Genomic DNA, 21,735 nt, shown 5'->3' with positions numbered 1-21,735 from the left:
AAATCGTAAGAGTTTATTATCTAAAAATTAATGTATAGCTTGAGCGCAGCATCATTATCCATAAAAGAAGAATGAGATACATGACCTTGCTCCCATTATTTAATCACTTTTAGGAATGAACTCTTCATAATATATGATATTAATTTTTAAATTTAAGTCTGTTATTTTATTTTTTTTTGCATTGTTATTAATTATGTTTTCATTCATTATTTTGTTTTTTAACTTTAATATTACATTTGTTATTGATAATTATGAGGGCAATCACAAAAATGGCTGATCGCTATGTTTATATATATAATTTTGTGTATGTTAAAAACAAATAAAATCCGTCTTACATTTCTAATGTAAATGTCTCGGTATGGCATAGCAGGCTATCTAATCAATGATTTCATGAAATAATGGGTGAGTCACAATGCGGTGCAAAATTCCTAAAACAGACTTATTAGTGACATTTGAAGCAGTTGCTCAATATGAAAGTTATACTCGAGCAGCCGAAAAATTGGCGTTAACACAAAGTGCCGTTTTCCGCCAAATTACAGCACTGGAAGATTTACTTAACGTTTCACTATTCCACCATGTTCGTAAGCGGATATTTCTGAATGATGCAGGGCGTTATTATCTTGGCTTAGTTAGAGATACCTTAGAGCAATTGGAAAGGGATACGCAAAGTATTATGTCTTATCAATCGACTCAACAGATTTTAGAATTAGCAGTAACACCCACGTTTAGCACGCATTGGTTGATCCCGAATCTTAGTGATTTTCATGAGAATCATCCGGAGATTGTTCTGAATTTAATTGCTCTCACGACACCTGCAGATTTTTTGAATCTGAAATATGATGCTGCGATTATGCGTGAAGATTTCAGCAGCCCTTGGGCAGAAAATGAGCATCTATTTGAAGAAGAACTGATTCCGGTATGTAGCCGCATGCTGTGGCGCGATGATAAAAAGGTTATGCGTGCGGAACAATTGATGGACGAATTTACACTACTGCATCAAACGACTCGTTTAGACTCTTGGTATGATTGGTTTGCACTCTCTGGAGTGAACAATCCCAAAGTGCGAATGGGGCCGCGATTTGATCTTTTATCAATGCTAATTTCAGCCGTTCGCTCTAATTTGGGCGTGGCGTTATTACCTCGCTTTGCCATTCATAAGGATTTAGAAAATGGTGATATGGTTATTCCTTGTGATTTGCCGATGAGTACTGGAAATCATTTTGTACTGACTTATAAAGATGGCAAAAGAGGGTTAAGAAGTTTGCAAAAATTCAGCCGTTGGGTACATGCGAAATCGAAAGAAGAAGAGCTAAAAAGAACATGGGTTAGCTGATAATTTATTAAACGGACATTTATAAAAATCATTGTGGTCAATATGCTTTAATTGTGTATATAAATATCATTTCGTCACCGACTTGTTCACTAGAAAACATTATGTATTGCAGATAGAACAATTGCTTTTTATCTTATCCCGCCAATAATGGAGGTGTAATGCATATGGCAATTCAAGATGTTATTTCTCAAACCCTTTTCAATATAAATAACAAGTATGTTCTGCCTGCTGTTTATATTTGGTTAATAGAGTGAAAATAATGCATAAAAATGGTTTTTCCTATCAAGAACTATTTCCTCTTACTGAGGATAAAACAGAGTATTACTTACTAACAGATAAGTATGTTTCGACTATTAAAATTGCGGGAATAGAAATATTAAGAGTGAAACCAGAGGCTCTGACATTAGTCTCTCAACAAGCTTTCCATGATGCCTCATTTTTTCTACGCCCAGCACATCAACAGCAAGTTGCTGCTATTTTGCACGATCCTCAAGCTAGCGAAAATGATAAATATGTCGCACTTCAACTACTGAGAAACTCAGAAATTTCAGCTAAGGGCATTTTACCAAACTGTCAGGATACGGGGACATCTACCATTATTGCCCAAAAAGGCCAGAGAGTGTGGACCGATATTGATGATGCACAAGCACTGTCTCGCGGTATTTATAACACCTTTCGTGATGATAATTTGCGCCATTCACAAAATGCCGCATTGGATATGTATACCGAAATCAATACTGGAACAAACCTTCCTGCGCAAATTGATATTTTCTCGACTACCGGGGCGGAATATTCTTTCCTGTTTGTTAATAAAGGGGGCGGTTCAGCAAATAAAGCAGCACTGTATCAAGAGACTAAAGCATTGCTGGAGCCGAAAAAACTGACTGCTTTTTTAATTGAAAAAATGAGAGAGTTAGGAACGGCGGCATGCCCTCCTTATCATATAGCATTTGTCGTCGGCGGTACCTCTGCTGAATTAACTTTGAAAACGGCAAAATTAGCCTCAACTAAATATTATGACAACTTGCCCATGGAAGGTAATGAATACGGGCGAGCTTTTCGTGATATCGAACTTGAGCAAGAATTGCTTCAAGCTTCTCAGGCATTTGGTCTGGGTGCTCAATTTGGTGGCAAGTATTTTGCCCATGATGTCCGCGTTATTCGTTTGCCACGCCATGGTGGTTCCTGCCCGATAGGTATGGCGATTTCATGTTCATCTGATCGAAACATTAAAGCCAAAATAAACAAAGAGGGAATATGGCTTGAGAAGTTAGAGCGGCATCCTGAGCAATATATCCCCGAAGACTTACGGGAAAGTAACGAAGGGACGGTGGTGAATATCGATCTAAACCAACCGATGGATCAAATTCGTCGACAACTTTCAGGCTATCCCGTCTCTACGCGTGTCTCGCTGAATGGTTCATTAATTGTGGCCCGAGATATTGTCCATGCCAAACTGAAAGAGCGTCTGGAACAAGGAGAGGAATTACCGCAATACATGAAAGATCACCCTGTCTATTATGCGGGGCCAGCTAAAAAGCCAGACGAATTTATTTCAGGTTCCATGGGGCCAACAACAGGAGGGCGCATGGATTTGTATGTCGACCTTTTTCAATCCCATGGTGGCAGTTTAGTGATGTTGGCTAAAGGTAATCGCAGCCATGAAGTCACGCAAGCCTGCCAAAAGCATGGTGGCTTCTATTTAGGCAGCATTGGTGGTTCTGCGGCTATTTTGGCGCAGGAATATATCAAAAGCCTGGAATGTATCGAGTTTCCCGAACTGGGCATGGAAGCAGTATGGAAAATGGAAGTCGAAAATTTCCCCGCCTTTATTTTGCTTGATGATAAAGGTAACTCATTCTTTGACCTAATTCAGATGAAAGTATGCGCAGGTTGTCAGCACTAGCTTTTGCGCGGAGGGTATCTCAATGAGCGAAGAACGGTATCAGCAGCGGCAGCAACATCTTAAGGAACAGGTTGAAACGCGTGTTGCTGAAGCGACTAAAACGGGCGGTATCATCATTGTATTTACCGGTAATGGTAAAGGAAAAAGTACAGCAGCTTTTGGTTCGGCGGCACGAGCTATTGGTCATGATAAGCAAGTTGGCGTCGTTCAGTTTATTAAAGGCACATGGGAAAGTGGTGAATATAATCTGTTGAGTCGCAACGGGGTTGAGTTTCATATTATGAAAACCGGTTTTACTTGGGAGACACAAGACAAGGTGGCAGATACCCTCGCAGCACAGAGGGTATGGGAACAAGGCCGTCGAATGTTATCCGACCCGTCATACCATCTCGTGATTCTAGATGAGTTAACTTACATGATCACTTACGGTTACTTGGCACTAGACGAAATAATAACCACGTTAAAAGAACGACCTAAGAATCAAAGCGTCATCATCACCGGGCGAGCATGTCATCGCGATCTCATTGCCCTCGCAGATACCGTCAGCGAATTACGGCCTGTTAAGCATGCTTTTGATTGTGGGGTTAAGGCGCAGAAGGGTATTGATTGGTGATTCCCCTTCGTCCTTGGCGCTGCAGCGGTGTTAGCTGTGCTCACGCGCCCGAATCACTGACTTGAGTCAGCTCATCGGGACTTGCTCGCTTGCTGCCTTGCTGCAACGCCAATGACTTTGGGGAATCGTTTGGTCTTGGCGCTGCAGCGGTGTTAGCTGTGCTCACGCGCCCGAATCACTGACTTGAGTCAGCTCATCGGGACTTGCTCGCTTGCTGCCTTGCTGCAACGCCAATGACTTTGGGGAATCGTTTGGTCTTGGCGCTGCAGCGGTGTTAGCTGTGCTCACGCGCCCGAATCACTGACTTGAGTCAGCTCATCGGGGCTTGCTCGCTTGCTGCCTTGCTGCAACGCCAATGACTTTGGGGAATCGTTTGGTCTTGGCGCTGCAGCGGTGTTAGCTGTGCTCACGCGCCCGAATCACTGACTTGAGTTAGCTCATCGGGGCTTGCTCGCTTGCTGCCTTGCTGCAACGCCAATGACTTTGGGGAATCGTTTGGTCTTGAATTGCAGCTGTAAAAAAAGGCGCCGTAGCGCCTTTTTATTCACTGCTTTCTGATGCGACTTATTAGAGTACCAGACCCGCGATAGAGGCGGACAATACGCTCACCAGTGTGGAGCCGTATAGCAGTTTTAAACCAAAACGAGAAACCACATTCCCCTGATGTTCATTCAGACCTTTAATCGCCCCGGCTACGATACCGATAGAAGAGAAGTTCGCGAATGAAACCAAGAACACGGACAGAATACCGACACTACGTGGTGACAGTTCTGATGCGACTTTCTGCAAGTCCATCATTGCCACAAATTCGTTAGAAACCAGTTTGGTCGCCATGATACTACCCACTTGCAAGGCTTCATGCGCCGGAACGCCCATAATCCATGCGAACGGGAAGAACACATAACCCAAGATTCCTTGGAAGCTAATACCGAACAGCAGGCTGAACAAGGCATTTACAGCAGCAATCAATGCGATAAAACCAATCAGCATTGCAGCAACAATAATGGCGACTTTGAAGCCCGCCAGGATGTATTCCCCCAGCATTTCAAAGAAGCTTTGGCCTTCATGCAAGTTACTGAGTTGTAACTCTTCTTCTTCTTCAGCTTTATACGGGTTGATTAATGACAACACGATAAAGGTACTGAACATGTTAAGCACCAGTGCCGCGACCACGAATTTCGCGTCCAGCATTGACATATAAGCCCCCACAATCGACATAGAAACTGTCGACATTGCAGTTGCTGCCATGGTGTACATACGTTTTTCGGACATTTTGCCCAAAATGTCTTTATAAGCGATAAAGTTTTCAGACTGGCCCAGAATCAGTGAACTCACTGCGTTGAATGATTCCAGTTTGCCCATGCCGTTAATTTTGGACAATAAAGTACCAATGATACGGATAACGATCGGCAGTACTTTGATGTATTGCAAAATACCGATTAAGGCAGAAATGAAGACGATAGGGCACAGCACTCTCAGGAAGAAGAACGCCAGACCTTTATCCCCCATATTGCCAAAGACAAAGTCAGTACCGGTAGCAGCGAATCCGAGTAATTTGTCGAATAAGCCGGCGAATCCTTTCACAAAACCTAATCCAGCTTCCGAATGGAGGAAGAAGTACGCCAATAACACTTCAATAACCAGCAATTGAATAACAAACCGAATGCGGATGCTCTTGCGATCTTTACAGGCAGCCAGAGCTAATATGGCCACCACGATCAAGGCCAACGCAAACTGCAGAATATGGGACATATGTGCTCCAAATTTGAGGCAGGCTAGATTTTCGTGGACATTTTATGTAACGGCTACATTAAAAACGAGACGTAGGCTGCAAATATAGAAATTCACTTTCATAAATGCAAACAAATTAGTGGGGTAGATCACAAAAAATAGGATGTTAATAATATGCTAAAGAGGTAGTTTTAATCCATGAGCTTGGATAATTGTAGCTCCCAGTCTTGGAAGCTGCGATGTCAGATTTGGCACGGTTTTCAGAAACAATGCGCAAAAGATTATTGCACGGCAAATTATGCGGTATTGGCTATCAGAGAGATAAGTTTTGTCGTTCTAAATGCGCTTGATAATTATTATCATTTATCTATTATTGGTGATCAGAGAGTAGCCGTAAATTCCCCAAGGGTAATACTGAATGTTGAATAGCCGTGCTGTCGATACATCCCGCCGTACATCAAGGAGGATTAAGCTCTCCCTGATGGGGCCTGCTTTTATCGCGGCCATTGGTTATATTGACCCCGGTAACTTTGCCACCAATATTCAAGCGGGCGCTTCATTTGGCTACACCCTTTTATGGGTAGTCGTTTGGGCCAACATCATGGCCATGCTTATCCAATTACTTTCTGCCAAACTCGGTATTGCAACGGGTAAAAATCTGGCTGAACACATTCGAGATCGTTTCCCCCGTCCCGTAGTTTGGGCGTACTGGGTGCAAGCCGAGATAATCGCAATAGCAACGGATTTGGCTGAGTTTATCGGTGCGGCGATCGGCTTTAAATTGCTCTTAGGTGTCACTCTTTTGGAAGGGGCGGTACTGACGGGTATCGCAACATTCCTCATTCTCATGCTGCAAAACCGTGGGCAAAAACCGCTCGAACTGGTCATCGGTGGGTTGTTGCTGTTTGTTGCTGCCGCCTACATTGTTGAGCTTATTTTCTCGCGCCCTGAGATTGCAGCGCTAGGGCGAGGGATGTTAGTCCCAGATTTACCTAACCGTGATGCGGTGTTTTTAGCCGCCGGGGTATTGGGTGCCACCATTATGCCGCACGTTATCTATCTGCATTCTTCATTGACGCAAACGGCAGGGGAGAGCTCTAAAGCGGATCGTTATGCGTCGACGAAATTGGATGTCGCGATTGCGATGACCATCGCCGGTTTCGTCAATCTGGCGATGATGGCAACAGCCGCAGCAGCTTTTCATTTCAATGGTTACGGCAGTATTGCCGAGATTGAACAAGCCTATTTAACATTGCAACCATTGCTGGGGAATGCTGCCGCCACTATTTTTGGCTTAAGTTTAGTGGCCGCCGGGCTTTCATCAACAGTGGTCGGGACGTTAGCTGGGCAAGTGGTTATGCAGGGCTTTGTGCGGTTTTACATTCCCATTTGGGTTCGTCGTCTGGTGACTATGCTGCCCTCTTTTATTGTTATTTTAGCGGGGTTAGATGCTACCCGGATACTGGTTATGAGTCAGGTATTGCTCAGTTTTGGTATCGCACTGGCATTGGTGCCACTGCTGGTTTTCACCGGCAATAAAGAATTGATGGGAGATATGGTTAACTCAAAATTGATTCAGAATTTGGGGAAACTGATTGTGCTGGTCGTGGTTGGATTAAATGCATACTTGCTTGTGGGTTTGCTTTAGTCAACGACAGACAATGATGCCATAAGGCGGGTGGGGCAAACTCCCGCCTGACAACAAACGTGACTTAGTCGTGATGATGACCATGCCCTTTTCCATGACCGCGATGTTGCTTTTTGGCGTGCTTGTCATATTTCCAGTAGCGGCCTTCATGGTAGTAATAATTCTTTTTCCACCAACCTCTATTTTGCCAGCGGTGACCATCCCAGTAATGGCCGTGGCGGTTTCGTTCACCTAAATCTCGGCCTTGATGGTTGTGCCACCACTGCCGGTCGCGCCAATCATAACCATCCCAATAATTACCACTGCGGTCTTGTTCGCCAATTTGCAAAGACACACTGGGTAGCAATTCAATACTCTCGGCATTTGCCATTGGAATGAGAGGGAACCAAGCTAATATAGTTATCAATAGCAAGGGCTTGATTCTTCTCGGTCTCACGACACTCAGTTTCAACAGCGTCGATTTAAACAGGGCCGCTTTTATCATCATTCATCCTTATTTGGCCTTATGGCTATGACACCATCTTAAACAGTGCGGTCCCCGCTGGGATTCGGATAAAACTGTAAAATAAAGATTTAGGAATTATCTGTGAGGATGATGAAAGGACGTTAACAGGGGCACTTAGCCCCTGTTTGATGATAGGAGAGGAAACGTTTACACCAAAATGTCTTCGATAATTTTTATCTCAGCTTCACTGAATTCAGTATTTGCCAGCATGCCGACGGCATCATCGATTTGACTCGTTTTACTGGCTCCAATCAGAGCCGAGGTTACCCGCCCACCTCGTAAGACCCAAGCTAAAGACATCTGCGACAACTTCTGCCCACGATCTAATGCCAACTCATTCAATTGACGCACTTTCGTCAGTTTTTCCGCTGTAAGTTGTTCAGGATTGAGGAATTTACTGTCACTGGCGGCTCGTGAGTCCAATGGGATGCCAGTCAAATAGCGATCAGTTAATAACCCGCCAGCCAGTGGAGAAAAGGCAATGGAACCCACCCCATATTCCTCCAGCGTATTTTGCAGATCTGCTTCAATCCAGCGCTCAAACATTGAGTATTTGGGTTGATGAATCAGACATGGAGTCCCCAGTTGCGCCAAAATTTCGCAAGCCTGACGCATAAGTGTCGCCGGGTAGTTAGACAAGCCGATATACAGTGCCTTACCTTGCCGTACGAGCAGGTCTAGCGCTGCCATCGTTTCTTCCAATGGCGTATTGGGATCTGGGCGGTGGTGATAGAAAATATCAACATAATCCAACCCCATACGTTGCAAGCTTTGATTGATACTGGCCACCAAATATTTTTTAGAACCCCAATCACCATAAGGGCCGGGCCACATGGTGTAGCCTGCCTTGGAGGAGATAATCAGCTCATCGCGATAAGGGCGCAGGTCTTGTTGCAAAATACGACCAAAATTCAGTTCAGCCGATCCGGGGGGAGGGCCGTAGTTATTGGCTAAATCAAAGTGGGTAATACCGTGATCAAAAGCTCGGAGAACCAAATGACGGCTATTTTCATACAGCGTGCTATCACCAAAGTTATGCCATAGTCCAAGTGAAATAGCCGGGAGCAATAGCCCATGACGACCACAACGATGGTACTCCATTTCCTGATAGCGGGAGGAGGCTGCTTGATAGACCATGATGACCCTTATTGATGAGAATAAACGACACTTGAGTGTATGCGTGTTCACCCGCTGCGTAAGCTAGTGAGATCACGTTATCTCTTGTTGACGTGATGATGCTTATGACTGAAGTCGGGATGTCAGCAAAAGATGACAGTACGCGCTAATTAATAATTCAAAAATATTAGATATATTTATGTTTTGCTTAATACTTATCTCACGATAATCAGCATTAAGGTTGATATGGTTATGGTCAGCAGCTACAAAGTGGCGGATTACTTACTGGATCGCTTGGCGCAATTAGGTGTCCGACATCTCTTTGGTGTTCCTGGTGATTTCAATCTTCATTTTCTTGATCATGTGATAAATCATCCCGTTATCCACTGGATGGGATGCGCTAATGAGCTTAATGCGGCGTATGCCGCAGATGGGTATGCCCGTGTCATGCCTGCTGCGGCATTGTTAACCACTGTAGGGGTCGGAGAGTTAAGCGCCATTAATGGAATAGCAGGTAGTTATGCTGAATATCTTCCTGTTATTCATATTGTTGGCACTCCTGCACTAGATGCACAAAAGGCGGGAGAATTGCTGCATCACTCATTAGGTGACGGTGACTTTGGTCATTTTGCCCGTATGGCAAAAGAGGTTACCTGCGCGCAGGCCAACTTGACTGCCAAGAATGCGGTAGCCGAAATAGATCGCTTGCTTGTGGCAGCATTGTGCCAGCGACGCCCTGTTTATCTCCAACTGCCCGCCGATGTTGCACAAGCTGATGTGGCAACATCTTTGGGTGAGTTGTCTCTGCCGCAACCTCTCTTATCGCCGACATCGTTGCAGGCATTTACTGATGCCGCTCGCGAAAAATTGCAGTCGGCGCAACGGATAGCCCTATTAGCTGATTTTCTGGCCGATCGTTTTGGTGCCCGACAACCGTTACGTCACTGGCTGGCGGAGGTGGATCTGCCACATGCAACGTTATTGATGGGAAAAGGGCTATTGGATGAGACGCACCCGATGTTTATCGGCACTTATGCTGGTGCGGCCAGTGAGGCCAACGTCAAAGCATATATCGAAGAGGCTGATGTGCTGATCGCCGTCGGAGTGTGGTTTGTCGATACCACTACTGCCGGATTCAGCCAGCATATTACCCAGGATAATTGTATTGATATCCAACCAGAACAGGTGCGTATTGGGCAAAAAGTGTTCAACCAAATCCCCATGGTGGTCGCTGTGGAGGTATTGCATCAATTGTGCAAATCACTGCAAGATGAGTGGCAACCCTCCATGATCGCTCATCCAGTGTTGGAGGCACCACAATATAACATTCTGGATCAAAAGGCATTTTGGTATCACATCCAACATTTTCTGCGCCCGAACGATATTGTGGTGACGGATCAGGGCACCTCTTGCTTTGGTGCGGCGACACTGACGTTACCTTCAGAATGTATCCTTTTCACTCAGTCATTATGGGGATCAATTGGTTTTAGTTTACCCGCAGCTTATGGCGCACAAGTGGCGCAACCTCAGCGGCGAATGATATTGCTGTTGGGGGATGGGGCGGCACAATTAACCATTCAAGAGCTAGGATCGATGCTGCGCAGTGGCTTAAATCCCATTATTTTTCTCTTGAATAACCAAGGGTATACCGTGGAACGAATGATTAACGGGCCACAGCAACGCTATAACGATGTGGCCGAATGGAACTGGTCACAGCTACCACAAGCCTTAGCTAAGGGTAAAGAATCCTTTACGGCGACGGTAACTCAGGTTGATCAATTGCAGCAGGTGCTGGCAGACATCGAGAATATTGAGCAGTTGGCTTTTATCGAAGTGGTATTACCACAAATGGATGCCCCAGAGTTACTTATCAATATCGCTAAATCTCTTCAGGCCCGAAATACAGTGCTTTAACGGTTTATTTATCTGTATTGGTATTGCCAGTCAATTGATCCAATAACCAATAGCCTGCCGGGCCAGGTGGGCTTTTTTTCGACCAAACCGCATCAATTGAGATCATCTTTGGCCAGCCGGCGGTGGGCAAGGCCACCAGTTTTCTATGACTATATTGCTCAACTAGCCAGCGCGGTAAAATGGCCCAGCCAAAACCTTGTTCAGCCATTTCCAGTAACATTAAATAACTCGGCGCTGACCACATTAGCCCCTGCGACTGATTACGCTCCGTGCGGTTGTATGTATTGAGGCGAAGCTGGCGAGTGGTTGCCAGTTGCTCAGGACGAACGTGGGAAAACTGCGCTAACGGATGGTCAGCTTGGACAAATATCGCCATTTCAGTTTGTGCGGCTAAACGGCTGGCTGCAATGTCCGGCGGATAGTGCGACTGAACCTCCACCACACCAATATGAGCACGCCGCAGTTGTAGCAAATCTATGACATCGTCATCTTCGGCAATCAAACACTCAAATTCAATATCGGGGTAGCGCTGCTCAAAGCGGCGCAACAGGCTTTCATGATGTGTGGGTTGATAAGTGTCAGAGAGGACAAACGTCAGCCGTGTTTCAACCTGACCGGCCAACCTAATGGATAAATTATCCAGCCGTTCACTGGCGGCCAGAATCTCCTGCACATGAGACAGCACACGGCGCCCATGGTCAGTTAACACTGGCTGACGCGCTTGCCTGTCAAACAACGTCAAGCCCAAATCAGCCTCCAAATTGGCAATAGCAGTGCTGATGGTTGACTGGCTTTTACGAAGTTTACGGGCTGCGGCTGAGAAGGAGCCAAGTGCTGCGGCTTCAACAAACGCAATTAATGCCTCAGGAGAATAGTGCATAAACTATCTATTTTATCGATGGGTTCTATTTTTAATCTATCTTAAAAAACGATGATAATCACCATCAACAAGATATTATCGGTTAATTATGTAGGTGTTTTATGCAAGTCCATCACAGATCTTTTTTTGAACGAGTTATTCATGCCGTAGGTTTTGAAGTGATTGCGGTGGCTATTTCTGCCCCTGTTGCAGCGTGGCTGTTGGATCGTCCTATTTTACAAATGGGGGCATTGGCCGTCATTCTCTCTTCAGTGGCGATGCTGTGGAATATTATTTACAACAGCCTGTTCGACTACTTCTGGCCAGTGAGCCGGGTGGCAAAAACGGCATTGGTGCGGGTGCTGCATGCTTTGGGCTTTGAAGGTGGATTTATCCTGATTGGCTTGCCTATCGCTGCTTTCGTATTAGGGGTTTCATTGTTACAGGCATTTATACTGGAGATTGGTTTCTTCCTGTTCTTCCTGCCATACACCGTCTGTTACAACTGGGCCTATGATAGCTTACGGATGCGGATTATTCGTTCCCGCCAGTCAAGTACATTGACCCCAGCGTCTGATAAAGGGCGTGGCTCGAACTAATTTCCTCAAAACGATATCCCCTTTTTCGTGTTCAGTCGCGGCAATTTGCTGCTGCTGAAACGTTTTTTTGTGATCTTTATCCCAAAGCGAAAGGGTTTACAGCAATGAGATTGTTGTTTCTCCAACCTGATTTTACAGTGAGCGTAGTTGAAGTTAAGAATCCCTGTAATGGAGAAGTTTCTGATGACGAGCTATGCCCTGGTGGGTGACGTTGGCGGCACTAATGCCCGTTTGGCGCTCTGCGCTGTGACGACGGGCGAACTATCACAAGCACAAACATATTCAGGTCTGGAATACGACAGTCTGGAAGATGTGATTAAGCAATATTTGTCAGAACATCAGGTTACTGTCACTGATGCCTGTATTGCCATTGCCTGCCCGATTACCGGGGATTGGGTGGCGATGACCAACCATACTTGGGCATTTTCTATTGCGGCAATGCAGAAAAGTTTGGGGCTGAATCATTTAGAAGTTATCAATGATTTTACGGCGGTATCAATGGCGATTCCGGTGCTTTCAGAACAGGATATTCTGCAATTTGGTGGCACATCACCACAGCCAGGTAAGCCTGTTGCCGTCTATGGCGCGGGGACAGGGTTGGGAGTGGCGCATTTAGTCAATGTGGATAAACGTTGGATAAGCTTGCCGGGTGAGGGTGGGCATGTGGATTTTGCCCCCAACAGTGATGAAGAAGACCAAATTCTGGCGGTGTTGCGCCATGAACTGGGCCATGTTTCCGCTGAACGGGTTTTGTCCGGGCCGGGGTTGATCAATTTATATCGGGCGATTGTGATTTCTGATGGGCGCCTACCAGAGAATCTTGCCCCTAAAGATGTGACTGAGCGTGCCTTAGCTGATAGCTGCACCGACTGCCGCCGCGCACTATCACTGTTCTGTGTGATCATGGGGCGCTTTGGCGGTAATCTGGCACTGAATCTCAGTACCTTTGGTGGCGTCTATATTGCTGGTGGTATCGTGCCGCGCTTTATGGAGTTCTTTAAAGCCTCTGGCTTCCGTGGTGCTTTTGAAGATAAAGGGCGTTTCAAAGATTTCTTGCAGGATATTCCCGTTTACATGATTACGCATCAACAGCCCGGCTTGCTGGGGGCCGGAGCGTACCTACGTCAAAAATTAGGGCATGAACTCTAATCGTTGGAACGTAAGGTTTAATAGGGAGTGATTATCACTCTTTAAGTCCCCTCATTTGTAATGACGTCAAGGATAGTTTTTTAGACTACTTGATAAAAAAAGCAGAACCAAGGTTCTGCTTTTTTGTGTCTAAATTAGCTGTCATGCATGGCTGCTGGCAGTCACTCTTGCTGGGGCAGTTGATACATTTTCTGCCTCGGCAGTGGCACCTTTAGGTGGCTTGATTATCAGTGTTAACAGCAAAGAGATCACTGACAATACTGCAATCACGATAAAGGTTGCGTGATATCCGCCCAGACGGGCTGCGATAAATGATCCCGCCAGCGCTCCCAAACCAAACCCTTGATAAATAACACCATAGTTTTTGCTGTGGTTTTTCAGACCAAAGAAGTCACCAACAATGGCGGGGAACACGGTGATATTGCCGCCGAAACAGAAAGCAATGGCTCCAACACACAAGAAGAATAACGCGTGAGTGAGTGGAACAAAACTCAGTACAGATACGGCCAGAGTCGTCACCAATAAGGTAAAACTGATCACTCTTAGGCGGCCTACTTTATCTGATAATGCCCCTAAAATAATGCGCCCGGCGGTGTTAAATATGGCGATAGCAGACACCGTATTAGCCGCCATCGCCATGTCCATCCCCGCCAGTTGTACGCCTAAATCTTTCACAATACCAATCAGATATAAGCCACTCATACATGCTGTGAAGAAGATGATAAACAGGAAGTAAGACTCTTTCACTGCCAGCATCTCTTTGACACTGAAATCACGGCCAGCGGATGCAGATTGCAAGCTGTTGGCAGCTTGGGGTGCGACTACCTTCTCGCGTAGTAGGAATGACCCTGCCCCGACCAGCACCATGACAATAATACCCCAGTAAAAGAAAGCCAGCGATACTCCTTGATTGGCAATCAAGCTAGCATTCACATACTTGAACAACAGGCTACCAGTACCAAATGCGCCAACCGAAATCCCTGAAATCAGCCCCTTACGTTCTGGGAACCATTTAATCAGATTTGACAAAGTGGTGATGTAGGCAGTGCCATCGGCAAAGCCGACCACAATACCAGCTAGTAGATAAATCATACCCAGAGAGGTTGCAAAGGAGCTGGCAATCAGGCCAAGGCCGAGAATAATACCGGAAATCAATGTCAGTTTACGGATACCGATGCGCTCTTGTAGACGGCCAGCAAACAGAGTGGCAATCGCTAATGAGAAGCTGGTGATGGAAAACGTGGTGGCAACGGCCCCCAGTGACCAACTGAATTTCTCCCCAAGAGGTTGATTAAATAAGCTCCAAGTATAAATAGTGCCTAAACCCATCTGAACAATGATAGTACCAACAACAATTAGCCAACGATTTACCGGTTTACTGCTCATGCCGGACTCCTTAAACATCAATGCATATGGCCCGAATAGGGCTATTGCGACTGTAACAGTGGATTGCAATAGCGTCGGTTTGCCAGAAAATTACGCGCTGAGGGAGCACCGAAAATCTTGTATTGAGGTGTTATCAGCCCGCCGAATGAAACCAGTATACGGGCGGGCTAACGGCTATAGATCGAAAGGGGAATGAGCTGCATTCAGGGAGGAATGAAATGCATTTAAAGGCGCATCAGTTGCCTGAACTCTTTTATCTTGCTGCGGCTGACGGGGACTTCAAAATCTAAATCACTCAGTCGTAGGATATAGGTATTGTTAAACCAAGGGACAATTTCGCGGATTTTAGCTAAATTCACACAATAAGAGCGGTGGCAGCGGAAAAAGTACTCTTCCGGCAGGCGGCTACAAAATTCAGTGATATTCATCGGCATAATAAATTCTTCGCGTCGAGTATAGACCAGCGTGACCTTCTCTTGTGCCGCTGCATAGTAAATATCATTGATATCCGTGACGATGATGCGCTCATCTTTCATCAAATTGATAGTATGGGCGGCTGAACGATGACTGGGGCTACTGGCCTGCTCTTTATTATTTTGATTATCGCGTTTGTGCAGAGCTTCCAGTTTTTGCAACATCGTCACAATTCGCGACTCGTGATATGGCTTTAAAATATAATCAAAGGCTTCAATTTCAAAGGCTTCAACGGCATGCTCTTTGTAAGCCGTGATAAAAATAATATAAGGCTTATGAGTAAACTTGCTGATGTTCTGCGCCAGTAAAACGCCATCGAGTGATGGAATATTAATATCGAGAAAAATAGCATCAACTTGATGATTTTGTAGATATTTAAGTACATCAAGCCCATCTTCAAAGGTGGCTTCAATGGTTATGCCGCTGTGCTGGCGGATCAGGTAACTTAGCTCTTCCTGAGCCAGAAATTCATCCTCAACAATGATTGCTTTCACAGGTTAAACTCCGGCTGAAATACTGGGTTCTGCATGGACCTTGCCACCATTCTTACTGATATAAAAAGAGATCTCGGTGCCGGGCTCTAGCCGACGTATCTGTAAACCCTCGCCATAAAGTAATTTCACCCGATGATGCACATTCAGTAAACCGATTTTATTGCCTGGCATTTCGTTATTTGCCACACGCTCAATGGTTTCCTGATTAATTCCGTTACCTGTATCTTTCACTGAAATTTTTATCTGGTCACCACAGTCTTTAACCGCAATAACCACCACACCTTTACCACGACAGGGCTGAATTCCATGCACGATGGCATTTTCTACAAGTGGTTGAATCAGCAGACTTGGAATTTTGAGTGAAATATCGTCATCAATATCATAAATCACGGTCAATTTACTGCCAAAGCGTGCCTGCTCAATGGCGATATAATCCTGAATTTGATGCAATTCTTTGCGAATATCAATTTGCTCATCATTTAGCTCAAGGTTGTAGCGCAAATAACGAGACAAATTGATGATCAACTGGCGCGCGGTATCTGGATTAATGCGAATCGACGAGGAAATTGCATTCAGCGCATTAAATAAAAAGTGCGGGTTAATTTTACTTTGCAGTGCGCGCATTTCCGCTTTATTGGCCATTTCACGTAGCTGTTCAATGCGAGAAACCTCAATTTGCGTTGAGATTATCTGTGATAAACCTACCGCCATTACTTTTAGTGAATATGTAATTTTATGAGCGTGGCAATAATAGATTTTCAGTGAACCAGTGACTTCGCCTTTTTCCCATAGTGGGATGATGATAAGCGAATGAATTTGTGGCGTGCGGTGGACTTCATCATTATTGCGAATAGTAATTTTACCGCGTTGGATACTTTCTTTGGTGATGTCACTGATAATTTCATGACCGATATTGTAGGTTTCTGCCCCCACGCCGACATAAGCTAGGATAGTCTGGGTATCCGTGATGGCGACCGCATCTGCTTTGATATCGTTGCGAATAATTTCACACACACTGCGCAAGGATTCGCCGTTAATATTGCGAAAATAAGGCAGGGTTTTGTTAGCAATATCCAAGGCTAATTTTGCTTGTCGGGCGGCAATGACCTCTTTTTCATCCTCGACGCTTTGTACTAGCAACACAATCAAGCCGATACAAACCGCCCCTAAAATCATCGGAATCGCGATTTTAGATACAATATCAATACCCAAAGCTGTCGGTTTAGCCCAGATAACCACCAAGAGCATGGTCAGTGATTCACAAATCATACCGGCCAGAATACCAATACTCCATTGCCGCTCTTTCTTGACTTTTAGATTGATATAGCCCGACATCAAACCAGCAATAATACTGGTAATTAAACAGGGAACAGAGGTAATGCCATCAATATCAATTAAATATCGGTGAGAACCTGCAATTAGCCCGGTAATAATTCCAACCCACGGACCAAAGAGAATACCGCCTGACATGACGGCAATCACCCGCACATTAACCAGAGACCCTTCAACATTGATGCCGGAATAGGTGCCAAAAATAGCAAACAACGAGAAAATAGCCGTGACCGCTGCTAGCTCCAATGGCGTATGTTTTTCTTTTTGCAATAACTGGCGAAATAGGCGAGTGCGGGTCAGGAAGAACAGGCAAATTAACATCAATGCGGCGCGATCAAACACCGCCAGTAGCATTTCAAATATCTGGTGCACACTATTTTCTCTTGGCAACAACCGGTGTCTCAGGTGAGAAATAATCGGGTCGTAGGGCGAACAAGCGGCTAATTATAGGGAGAATAGCGGCTGACTACCATTTTATCTTCAGAGATGAGAAAAATGCTGCCGGAGTTGATTTTCCGGCAGCAGATTCGGTGGGGAGCCTACTCTGTCATTCCTAATTGTTGTTTACCAATGGCGGTCAAATTTGTAGCAGTGGCTCTGCCTGTGAAATCGACTTCAAAGTCATCCGCCGCAAAATCGGGTGGCGAGCGGCCATCAATAAAACTGGCTAATTGGCGTGGCAGATAGGCGGCATTCTTTTCGCACCAAGGAGCCGCAGCGATATACATAACATTGCTGTCAAACTCCCCGTTATGTTCGTTTTCTACAGAATGAATTACGTCGCAATGCCAGAATACCGTATCACCAGCCTCTAGATCTGGAATAGGGGAAATGGCTTCCATTAAAAGAGGATGCCACTGCTCGGAGGTGGATAATGCTCGTCCTGGCGCAGCACCACACAAATCATCATCTGCCACATCGTCTTGCAATGCCCGCAGCAACATATAGGCCATCGCATTTGCTATCGGAATCACATTTAAGGTCCCGGCGTGGGTACGTTGCGGTGTGAGCGCCGTCCAGCCCTGAAAAGTACGGAACATTGAACACACGGCGGGTGACGGGAATTCACGCACTTGTGGGCGACCTTCAGCGGCAAAGGGATCGTATTTTTGCCATTCACCGGAAAATACATGACGATAAACATGGCGGAAATTTTCGTCCAACCAGCGTTCGATTGAGCCGCCGTCAACATGAGGTGACAAGCCCAATGATGATGATTTTGGTGGGCGACGACGTGTACGGTCGGCATAGGTCACCACACGGTTGGCATCAAAGTGTTGCTTACCGTTGCTATCGGTTTGCCACAAATTATTTAAGAATATTTGCACCGCATTCATGCGCTGATCCTGACGGGCTTCAATCTGTGGTGTTGACCAGTAAATACCGTAAATTTGTGGCTTGCTGGCAGCTAATGTGCCGAAGTAGTTATCTTCCGCCGCATTTTTCAGACGTTCTACAAAATTATTACGTTCCAGGTAGTGGCCGATTTCACGGTTCCATGCCGCCGCTTTTTCCCTAGGGAATACACCGAGGATGGCACAGCATCCCCGCTGTTTTATTTGTGCTTTTTGTTCGTCAGTGACTCTGCCATTGATAATATCATCAGCATGAATACGCGGAACCGGGCTTTCACCCTGTGCCAAACTGCGGCGGATTTCAGTGACTTGCTGGCGAATATTTTCTTCTACAGCTTGGAAGACCGACTGATAATCAGGTAGTGCCTGACGTAATTGCTGTTTCACCGCTTTGATTGCTGCGGGAATATCGTCTATTTGTAATGAAGCCATAATGCTGATTCTCCGATAGCTGTAGGTTGAGGCTGCGGTAATGGTTTGCATTTTGCTGACCATTTGTTTGTTTTTTGTTATCTTCAGGTAAACATTATTTGAGCAAAATAGAGAAGAATAAAGGGATGAGGTTTCAGCAAAATTTCCTCTTTAGTTTCTTAACGTCTTTTCGTCACTAACTTGTTAAAATAAAAGGAAAAAGGGTGCCAGTCATTCCTATGTTTAGTCGCAATCCTATCTCGCTAAAAACACCCAGACTCACCCTCGACAGCCTGGTAGAACAGGACTGGCCGCTATTTTTGCGTTTATATCAAGACCCCGAGGTCCAGCGTTATATGTCTGACCCGATGGATATCACTGAGATCCGCGCACGATTTGAATCTCGCCTGATGCCTTGGACGAAGACTGCCTGCCACTGGCTATGTCTGGTTATCCGTGAGAAAGAGGGCAGGGAGGCTATGGGGTTGACGGGTTTTTTAGCGGAATGGTCACCTCTACAACAAGCCGAGGTAGGTTATGCCATGTTGCCGTCTTATCAAGGCAAAGGGTTTGCTAAAGAATCCCTGATGGCGGTACTGGCATTTGGTTTTCAGCAATGCCAGTTTCATAAAATGAAAGCCACGGTGACTGTGGGGAATCACCCCTCGCGTGCGGTGCTTGAACGCTGTGGCTTTCAGGTGGAAGGCACCTTGCGGGATAACTACCGGCTTGGTGGGCAGTGGTGTGATGACTGGGTATTGGGGTTGCTGGCCCGTGAGTTTGCTCCACAGCCCTGACGTCCGATGAGCAAGATATTTGTTATCAGCCACTCGACAGGTATTCAGCGCTGGGATATGTTCATAAACAGACCATTTGATGGTCAGCGTCGCTCGGACGGTCCGGGCGCTAACGTATCCTCGAGGAAATTATGTCTGAACAACCTTCTAAGCGTCGTTTTACCCGTATTGATCGCCTTCCCCCTTATGTCTTCAATATTACCGCTGAACTGAAAATGGCCGCGCGTCGTCGTGGAGAAGATATTATCGATTTTAGTATGGGTAACCCGGACGGCCCGACGCCACCGCATATTGTGGAAAAAATGTGCAGCGTCGCGCAGCGTGAAGATACTCACGGTTATTCAACTTCCCGTGGTATCCCCCGTTTGCGTAGGGCAATTTCTCGCTGGTATGCCGATCGCTATCAAGTAGATATTGACCCCGAAAGTGAAGCCATTGTTACCATTGGCTCGAAAGAAGGGCTGGCCCATTTGATGCTGGCGACGTTGGATCACGGTGATACCGTGTTGGTGCCAAATCCCAGCTATCCCATTCATATTTATGGGGCGGTCATTGCTGGAGCGCAAGTGCGCTCGGTGCCACTGACGGAGGGCATTGATTTCTTTGGGGAGTTGGAACGCGCCATTCGAGAAACCATTCCTAAACCTAAAATGATGATCCTCGGTTTTCCTTCTAACCCAACAGCACAATGCGTGGAGCTGGACTTTTTCGAACGCGTCGTGGCGTTGGCGAAGCAATATGATGTGCTGGTGGTGCATGATTTAGCTTATGCCGACATTGTCTATGATGGCTGGAAAGCCCCATCAATCATGCAAGTCCCCGGTGCGAAAGATATTGCGGTTGAGTTCTTTACCTTATCGAAAAGTTACAATATGGCAGGCTGGCGTATTGGTTTTATGGTCGGCAATCCAGAATTGGTCAATGCCTTGGCGCGAATTAAGAGCTATCACGATTACGGTACATTTACTCCATTGCAGGTTGCCGCTATTGCCGCATTGGAGGGGGATCAGCAGTGCGTGCGTGATATTGCTGAGCAGTATCGGCAGCGCCGTAATGCCTTGGTCCGTGGGCTACATGAGGCGGGTTGGATGGTCGAAAACCCGAAAGCATCAATGTATGTCTGGGCCAAAATTCCAGAACCTTATGCACATCTAGGCTCACTAGAGTTTGCTAAGCGCTTATTATCAGAGGCGAAAGTTTGTGTCTCACCTGGGATTGGTTTTGGTGATTATGGCGATACCCATGTCCGTTTCGCTTTGATTGAGAATCAGGACAGGATCCGTCAGGCAGTTCGTGGGATTAAAAGTATGTTTCGTGCTGATGGTTTATTGAAACCTAAATCCAGCTCGGGAGACGCGGTTTAATCGATTAGCTATATAGCGGAGCGCGCAGCCATGAGAAATCGTTATTCATTACCGCAGATAACACTGCATTGGTTGACGTTAGTGATGATCATTTTGACGTACTCAGCCATGCTGCTCAGTGATGCTGTACCTGATGAAGATCGGACATTGGTAAAAAATCTGCATTTTAATTTTGGTATTTCTGTCTGGCTGCTCATGCTCGCGCGACTCTGGCTACGCCATCGAAATGTGACCCCAGCCATCACACCTAAATTACCTGACTGGCAACTTTTGGGCGCACATATGCTGCACTGGGGCCTGTATCTGATGTTTTTATCGTTACCGGTATTGGGTGTTTTAGCGCAGGCTTATGGCGGGAAAACTTGGTTCTTACTGGGTTGGCAAGTCCCGCAATGGGTGACGCCAAATGACGATGCGCGTGCTTGGCTAAAACAGACCCATGAGTTAATCGCCAATTTGGGGTATTTCGTGATTGGGGTTCATGCGCTGGCAGCACTTTACCATCACTATATTCGCCGTGATGATACGTTGCGCAGAATGATGCCGGGGAAATGATATTCAGCTAAAAATGATAAAGGGCGCAAATGCGCCCTTTATACTATGTCTGGTCATTGATGGTTTAAGTGAATATTATTCGACCATCATCATGAAAGTGCCAACCCAAACCACTAACATGATTGAGATACCCATAAAGAAATATTTCATTGAACAACTCCTCCTTGGAGCCATCTCGCCAGCCTGAGTCACTC

Annotated in this window: 19 protein-coding genes; 10 read left to right on the top strand and 9 right to left on the bottom strand. The window is 45.8% G+C overall.

All coding sequences use genetic code 11. The annotated features are described in order from the left end of the window. Positions 1 to 412 precede the first annotated feature (412 nt). From HUZ92_RS12025 to cobO, 3 genes are all read left to right on the top strand, one after another. The gene (locus HUZ92_RS12025; protein ID WP_050101459.1) at positions 413 to 1,333 is read left to right on the top strand and encodes a LysR substrate-binding domain-containing protein; all 921 of its coding nucleotides are present in this window, start codon (positions 413 to 415) and stop codon (positions 1,331 to 1,333) included. Positions 1,334 to 1,592: 259 nt separating this feature from the next. After that, positions 1,593 to 3,239 (top strand): fumarate hydratase, encoded by a 1,647-nt coding sequence (locus tag HUZ92_RS12020; protein ID WP_050140707.1) that lies wholly within the window; start codon positions 1,593 to 1,595, stop codon positions 3,237 to 3,239. Positions 3,240 to 3,261: 22 nt separating this feature from the next. Further along, positions 3,262 to 3,852: a cob(I)yrinic acid a,c-diamide adenosyltransferase gene (gene cobO / locus HUZ92_RS12015; RefSeq protein ID WP_145579448.1), complete on the top strand. Its 591-nt coding sequence runs from the start codon at positions 3,262 to 3,264 to the stop codon at positions 3,850 to 3,852. A 567-nt stretch (positions 3,853 to 4,419) separates the two neighbouring features. Here the strand turns inward: cobO and HUZ92_RS12010 are convergent. After that, positions 4,420 to 5,604 carry a NupC/NupG family nucleoside CNT transporter gene (locus HUZ92_RS12010; RefSeq protein ID WP_050101462.1) on the bottom strand — a complete coding sequence of 395 codons (1,185 nt, stop codon included), beginning with the start codon at positions 5,602 to 5,604 and terminating at the stop codon, positions 4,420 to 4,422. Positions 5,605 to 6,001: 397 nt separating this feature from the next. Here HUZ92_RS12010 and HUZ92_RS12005 point away from each other — a divergent pair, with 397 nt between their 5' ends. Next, the gene (locus HUZ92_RS12005; RefSeq protein WP_050101463.1) at positions 6,002 to 7,231 is read left to right on the top strand and encodes an Nramp family divalent metal transporter; all 1,230 of its coding nucleotides are present in this window, start codon (positions 6,002 to 6,004) and stop codon (positions 7,229 to 7,231) included. 64 nt (positions 7,232 to 7,295) lie between these two features. Here HUZ92_RS12005 and HUZ92_RS12000 read toward each other — a convergent pair whose 3' ends face one another. Further along, the gene (locus HUZ92_RS12000; protein WP_072086763.1) at positions 7,296 to 7,715 is read right to left on the bottom strand and encodes a DUF2502 domain-containing protein; all 420 of its coding nucleotides are present in this window, start codon (positions 7,713 to 7,715) and stop codon (positions 7,296 to 7,298) included. A gap of 168 nt (positions 7,716 to 7,883) precedes the next feature. Then, positions 7,884 to 8,873 (bottom strand): aldo/keto reductase, encoded by a 990-nt coding sequence (locus HUZ92_RS11995; protein WP_050101464.1) that lies wholly within the window; start codon positions 8,871 to 8,873, stop codon positions 7,884 to 7,886. A gap of 231 nt (positions 8,874 to 9,104) precedes the next feature. On the opposite strand from HUZ92_RS11995, the gene HUZ92_RS11990 reads away from it, so the two are divergent. Beyond that, a complete protein-coding gene (locus HUZ92_RS11990) occupies positions 9,105 to 10,766 on the top strand; it encodes an alpha-keto acid decarboxylase family protein (protein WP_050296390.1) in 1,662 nt (553 codons plus the stop codon). A gap of 4 nt (positions 10,767 to 10,770) precedes the next feature. Here HUZ92_RS11990 and HUZ92_RS11985 read toward each other — a convergent pair whose 3' ends face one another. Then, the gene (locus HUZ92_RS11985; RefSeq protein ID WP_050101465.1) at positions 10,771 to 11,646 is read right to left on the bottom strand and encodes a LysR family transcriptional regulator; all 876 of its coding nucleotides are present in this window, start codon (positions 11,644 to 11,646) and stop codon (positions 10,771 to 10,773) included. Between the two features lie 101 nt (positions 11,647 to 11,747). On the opposite strand from HUZ92_RS11985, the gene HUZ92_RS11980 reads away from it, so the two are divergent. Then, positions 11,748 to 12,224 carry a multidrug/biocide efflux PACE transporter gene (locus HUZ92_RS11980; RefSeq protein ID WP_050101466.1) on the top strand — a complete coding sequence of 159 codons (477 nt, stop codon included), beginning with the start codon at positions 11,748 to 11,750 and terminating at the stop codon, positions 12,222 to 12,224. 183 nt (positions 12,225 to 12,407) lie between these two features. Further along, positions 12,408 to 13,373, top strand: a complete 966-nt coding sequence (gene glk, locus HUZ92_RS11975) for a glucokinase (RefSeq protein ID WP_145579449.1) — start codon at positions 12,408 to 12,410, stop codon at positions 13,371 to 13,373. A gap of 141 nt (positions 13,374 to 13,514) precedes the next feature. Here glk and HUZ92_RS11970 read toward each other — a convergent pair whose 3' ends face one another. The 4 genes from HUZ92_RS11970 to HUZ92_RS11955 all read right to left on the bottom strand — a co-directional run bounded on the left by HUZ92_RS11970 (position 13,515) and on the right by HUZ92_RS11955 (position 18,846). After that, entirely contained in the window at positions 13,515 to 14,759 is a 1,245-nt protein-coding gene (locus tag HUZ92_RS11970) for an L-lactate MFS transporter (RefSeq protein ID WP_050140316.1), read from the bottom strand. A gap of 224 nt (positions 14,760 to 14,983) precedes the next feature. After that, on the bottom strand, positions 14,984 to 15,727 hold the full coding sequence (locus HUZ92_RS11965) for a LytR/AlgR family response regulator transcription factor (RefSeq protein ID WP_145579450.1): 744 nt from the start codon (positions 15,725 to 15,727) through the stop codon (positions 14,984 to 14,986). A 3-nt stretch (positions 15,728 to 15,730) separates the two neighbouring features. After that, positions 15,731 to 17,431 carry a sensor histidine kinase gene (locus tag HUZ92_RS11960; RefSeq protein WP_050101470.1) on the bottom strand — a complete coding sequence of 567 codons (1,701 nt, stop codon included), beginning with the start codon at positions 17,429 to 17,431 and terminating at the stop codon, positions 15,731 to 15,733. 167 nt (positions 17,432 to 17,598) lie between these two features. Further along, complete coding sequence (locus HUZ92_RS11955; protein WP_145525548.1) at positions 17,599 to 18,846, bottom strand: DUF1479 domain-containing protein; 1,248 nt, start codon at positions 18,844 to 18,846, stop codon at positions 17,599 to 17,601. Positions 18,847 to 19,064: 218 nt separating this feature from the next. On the opposite strand from HUZ92_RS11955, the gene HUZ92_RS11950 reads away from it, so the two are divergent. The 3 genes from HUZ92_RS11950 to HUZ92_RS11940 all read left to right on the top strand — a co-directional run bounded on the left by HUZ92_RS11950 (position 19,065) and on the right by HUZ92_RS11940 (position 21,541). Next, positions 19,065 to 19,622, top strand: a complete 558-nt coding sequence (locus HUZ92_RS11950; RefSeq protein WP_050101471.1) for a GNAT family N-acetyltransferase — start codon at positions 19,065 to 19,067, stop codon at positions 19,620 to 19,622. Positions 19,623 to 19,753: 131 nt separating this feature from the next. Then, on the top strand, positions 19,754 to 20,986 hold the full coding sequence (alaC, locus tag HUZ92_RS11945; protein WP_050101472.1) for an alanine transaminase: 1,233 nt from the start codon (positions 19,754 to 19,756) through the stop codon (positions 20,984 to 20,986). A 30-nt stretch (positions 20,987 to 21,016) separates the two neighbouring features. After that, on the top strand, positions 21,017 to 21,541 hold the full coding sequence (locus tag HUZ92_RS11940; RefSeq protein ID WP_050101473.1) for a cytochrome b: 525 nt from the start codon (positions 21,017 to 21,019) through the stop codon (positions 21,539 to 21,541). A 75-nt stretch (positions 21,542 to 21,616) separates the two neighbouring features. Here HUZ92_RS11940 and ypdK read toward each other — a convergent pair whose 3' ends face one another. Next, positions 21,617 to 21,691 (bottom strand): membrane protein YpdK, encoded by a 75-nt coding sequence (gene ypdK / locus HUZ92_RS11935; protein WP_098057507.1) that lies wholly within the window; start codon positions 21,689 to 21,691, stop codon positions 21,617 to 21,619. Between the last annotated feature and the right edge of the window lie 44 nt (positions 21,692 to 21,735).

The organism is Yersinia vastinensis (assembly GCF_902726565.1).
GTDB lineage: Bacteria > Pseudomonadota > Gammaproteobacteria > Enterobacterales > Enterobacteriaceae > Yersinia > Yersinia vastinensis.
The sequence above is the reverse complement of the archived record's forward strand: the minus strand, read 5'-3'. Positions and strand labels throughout refer to the sequence as shown.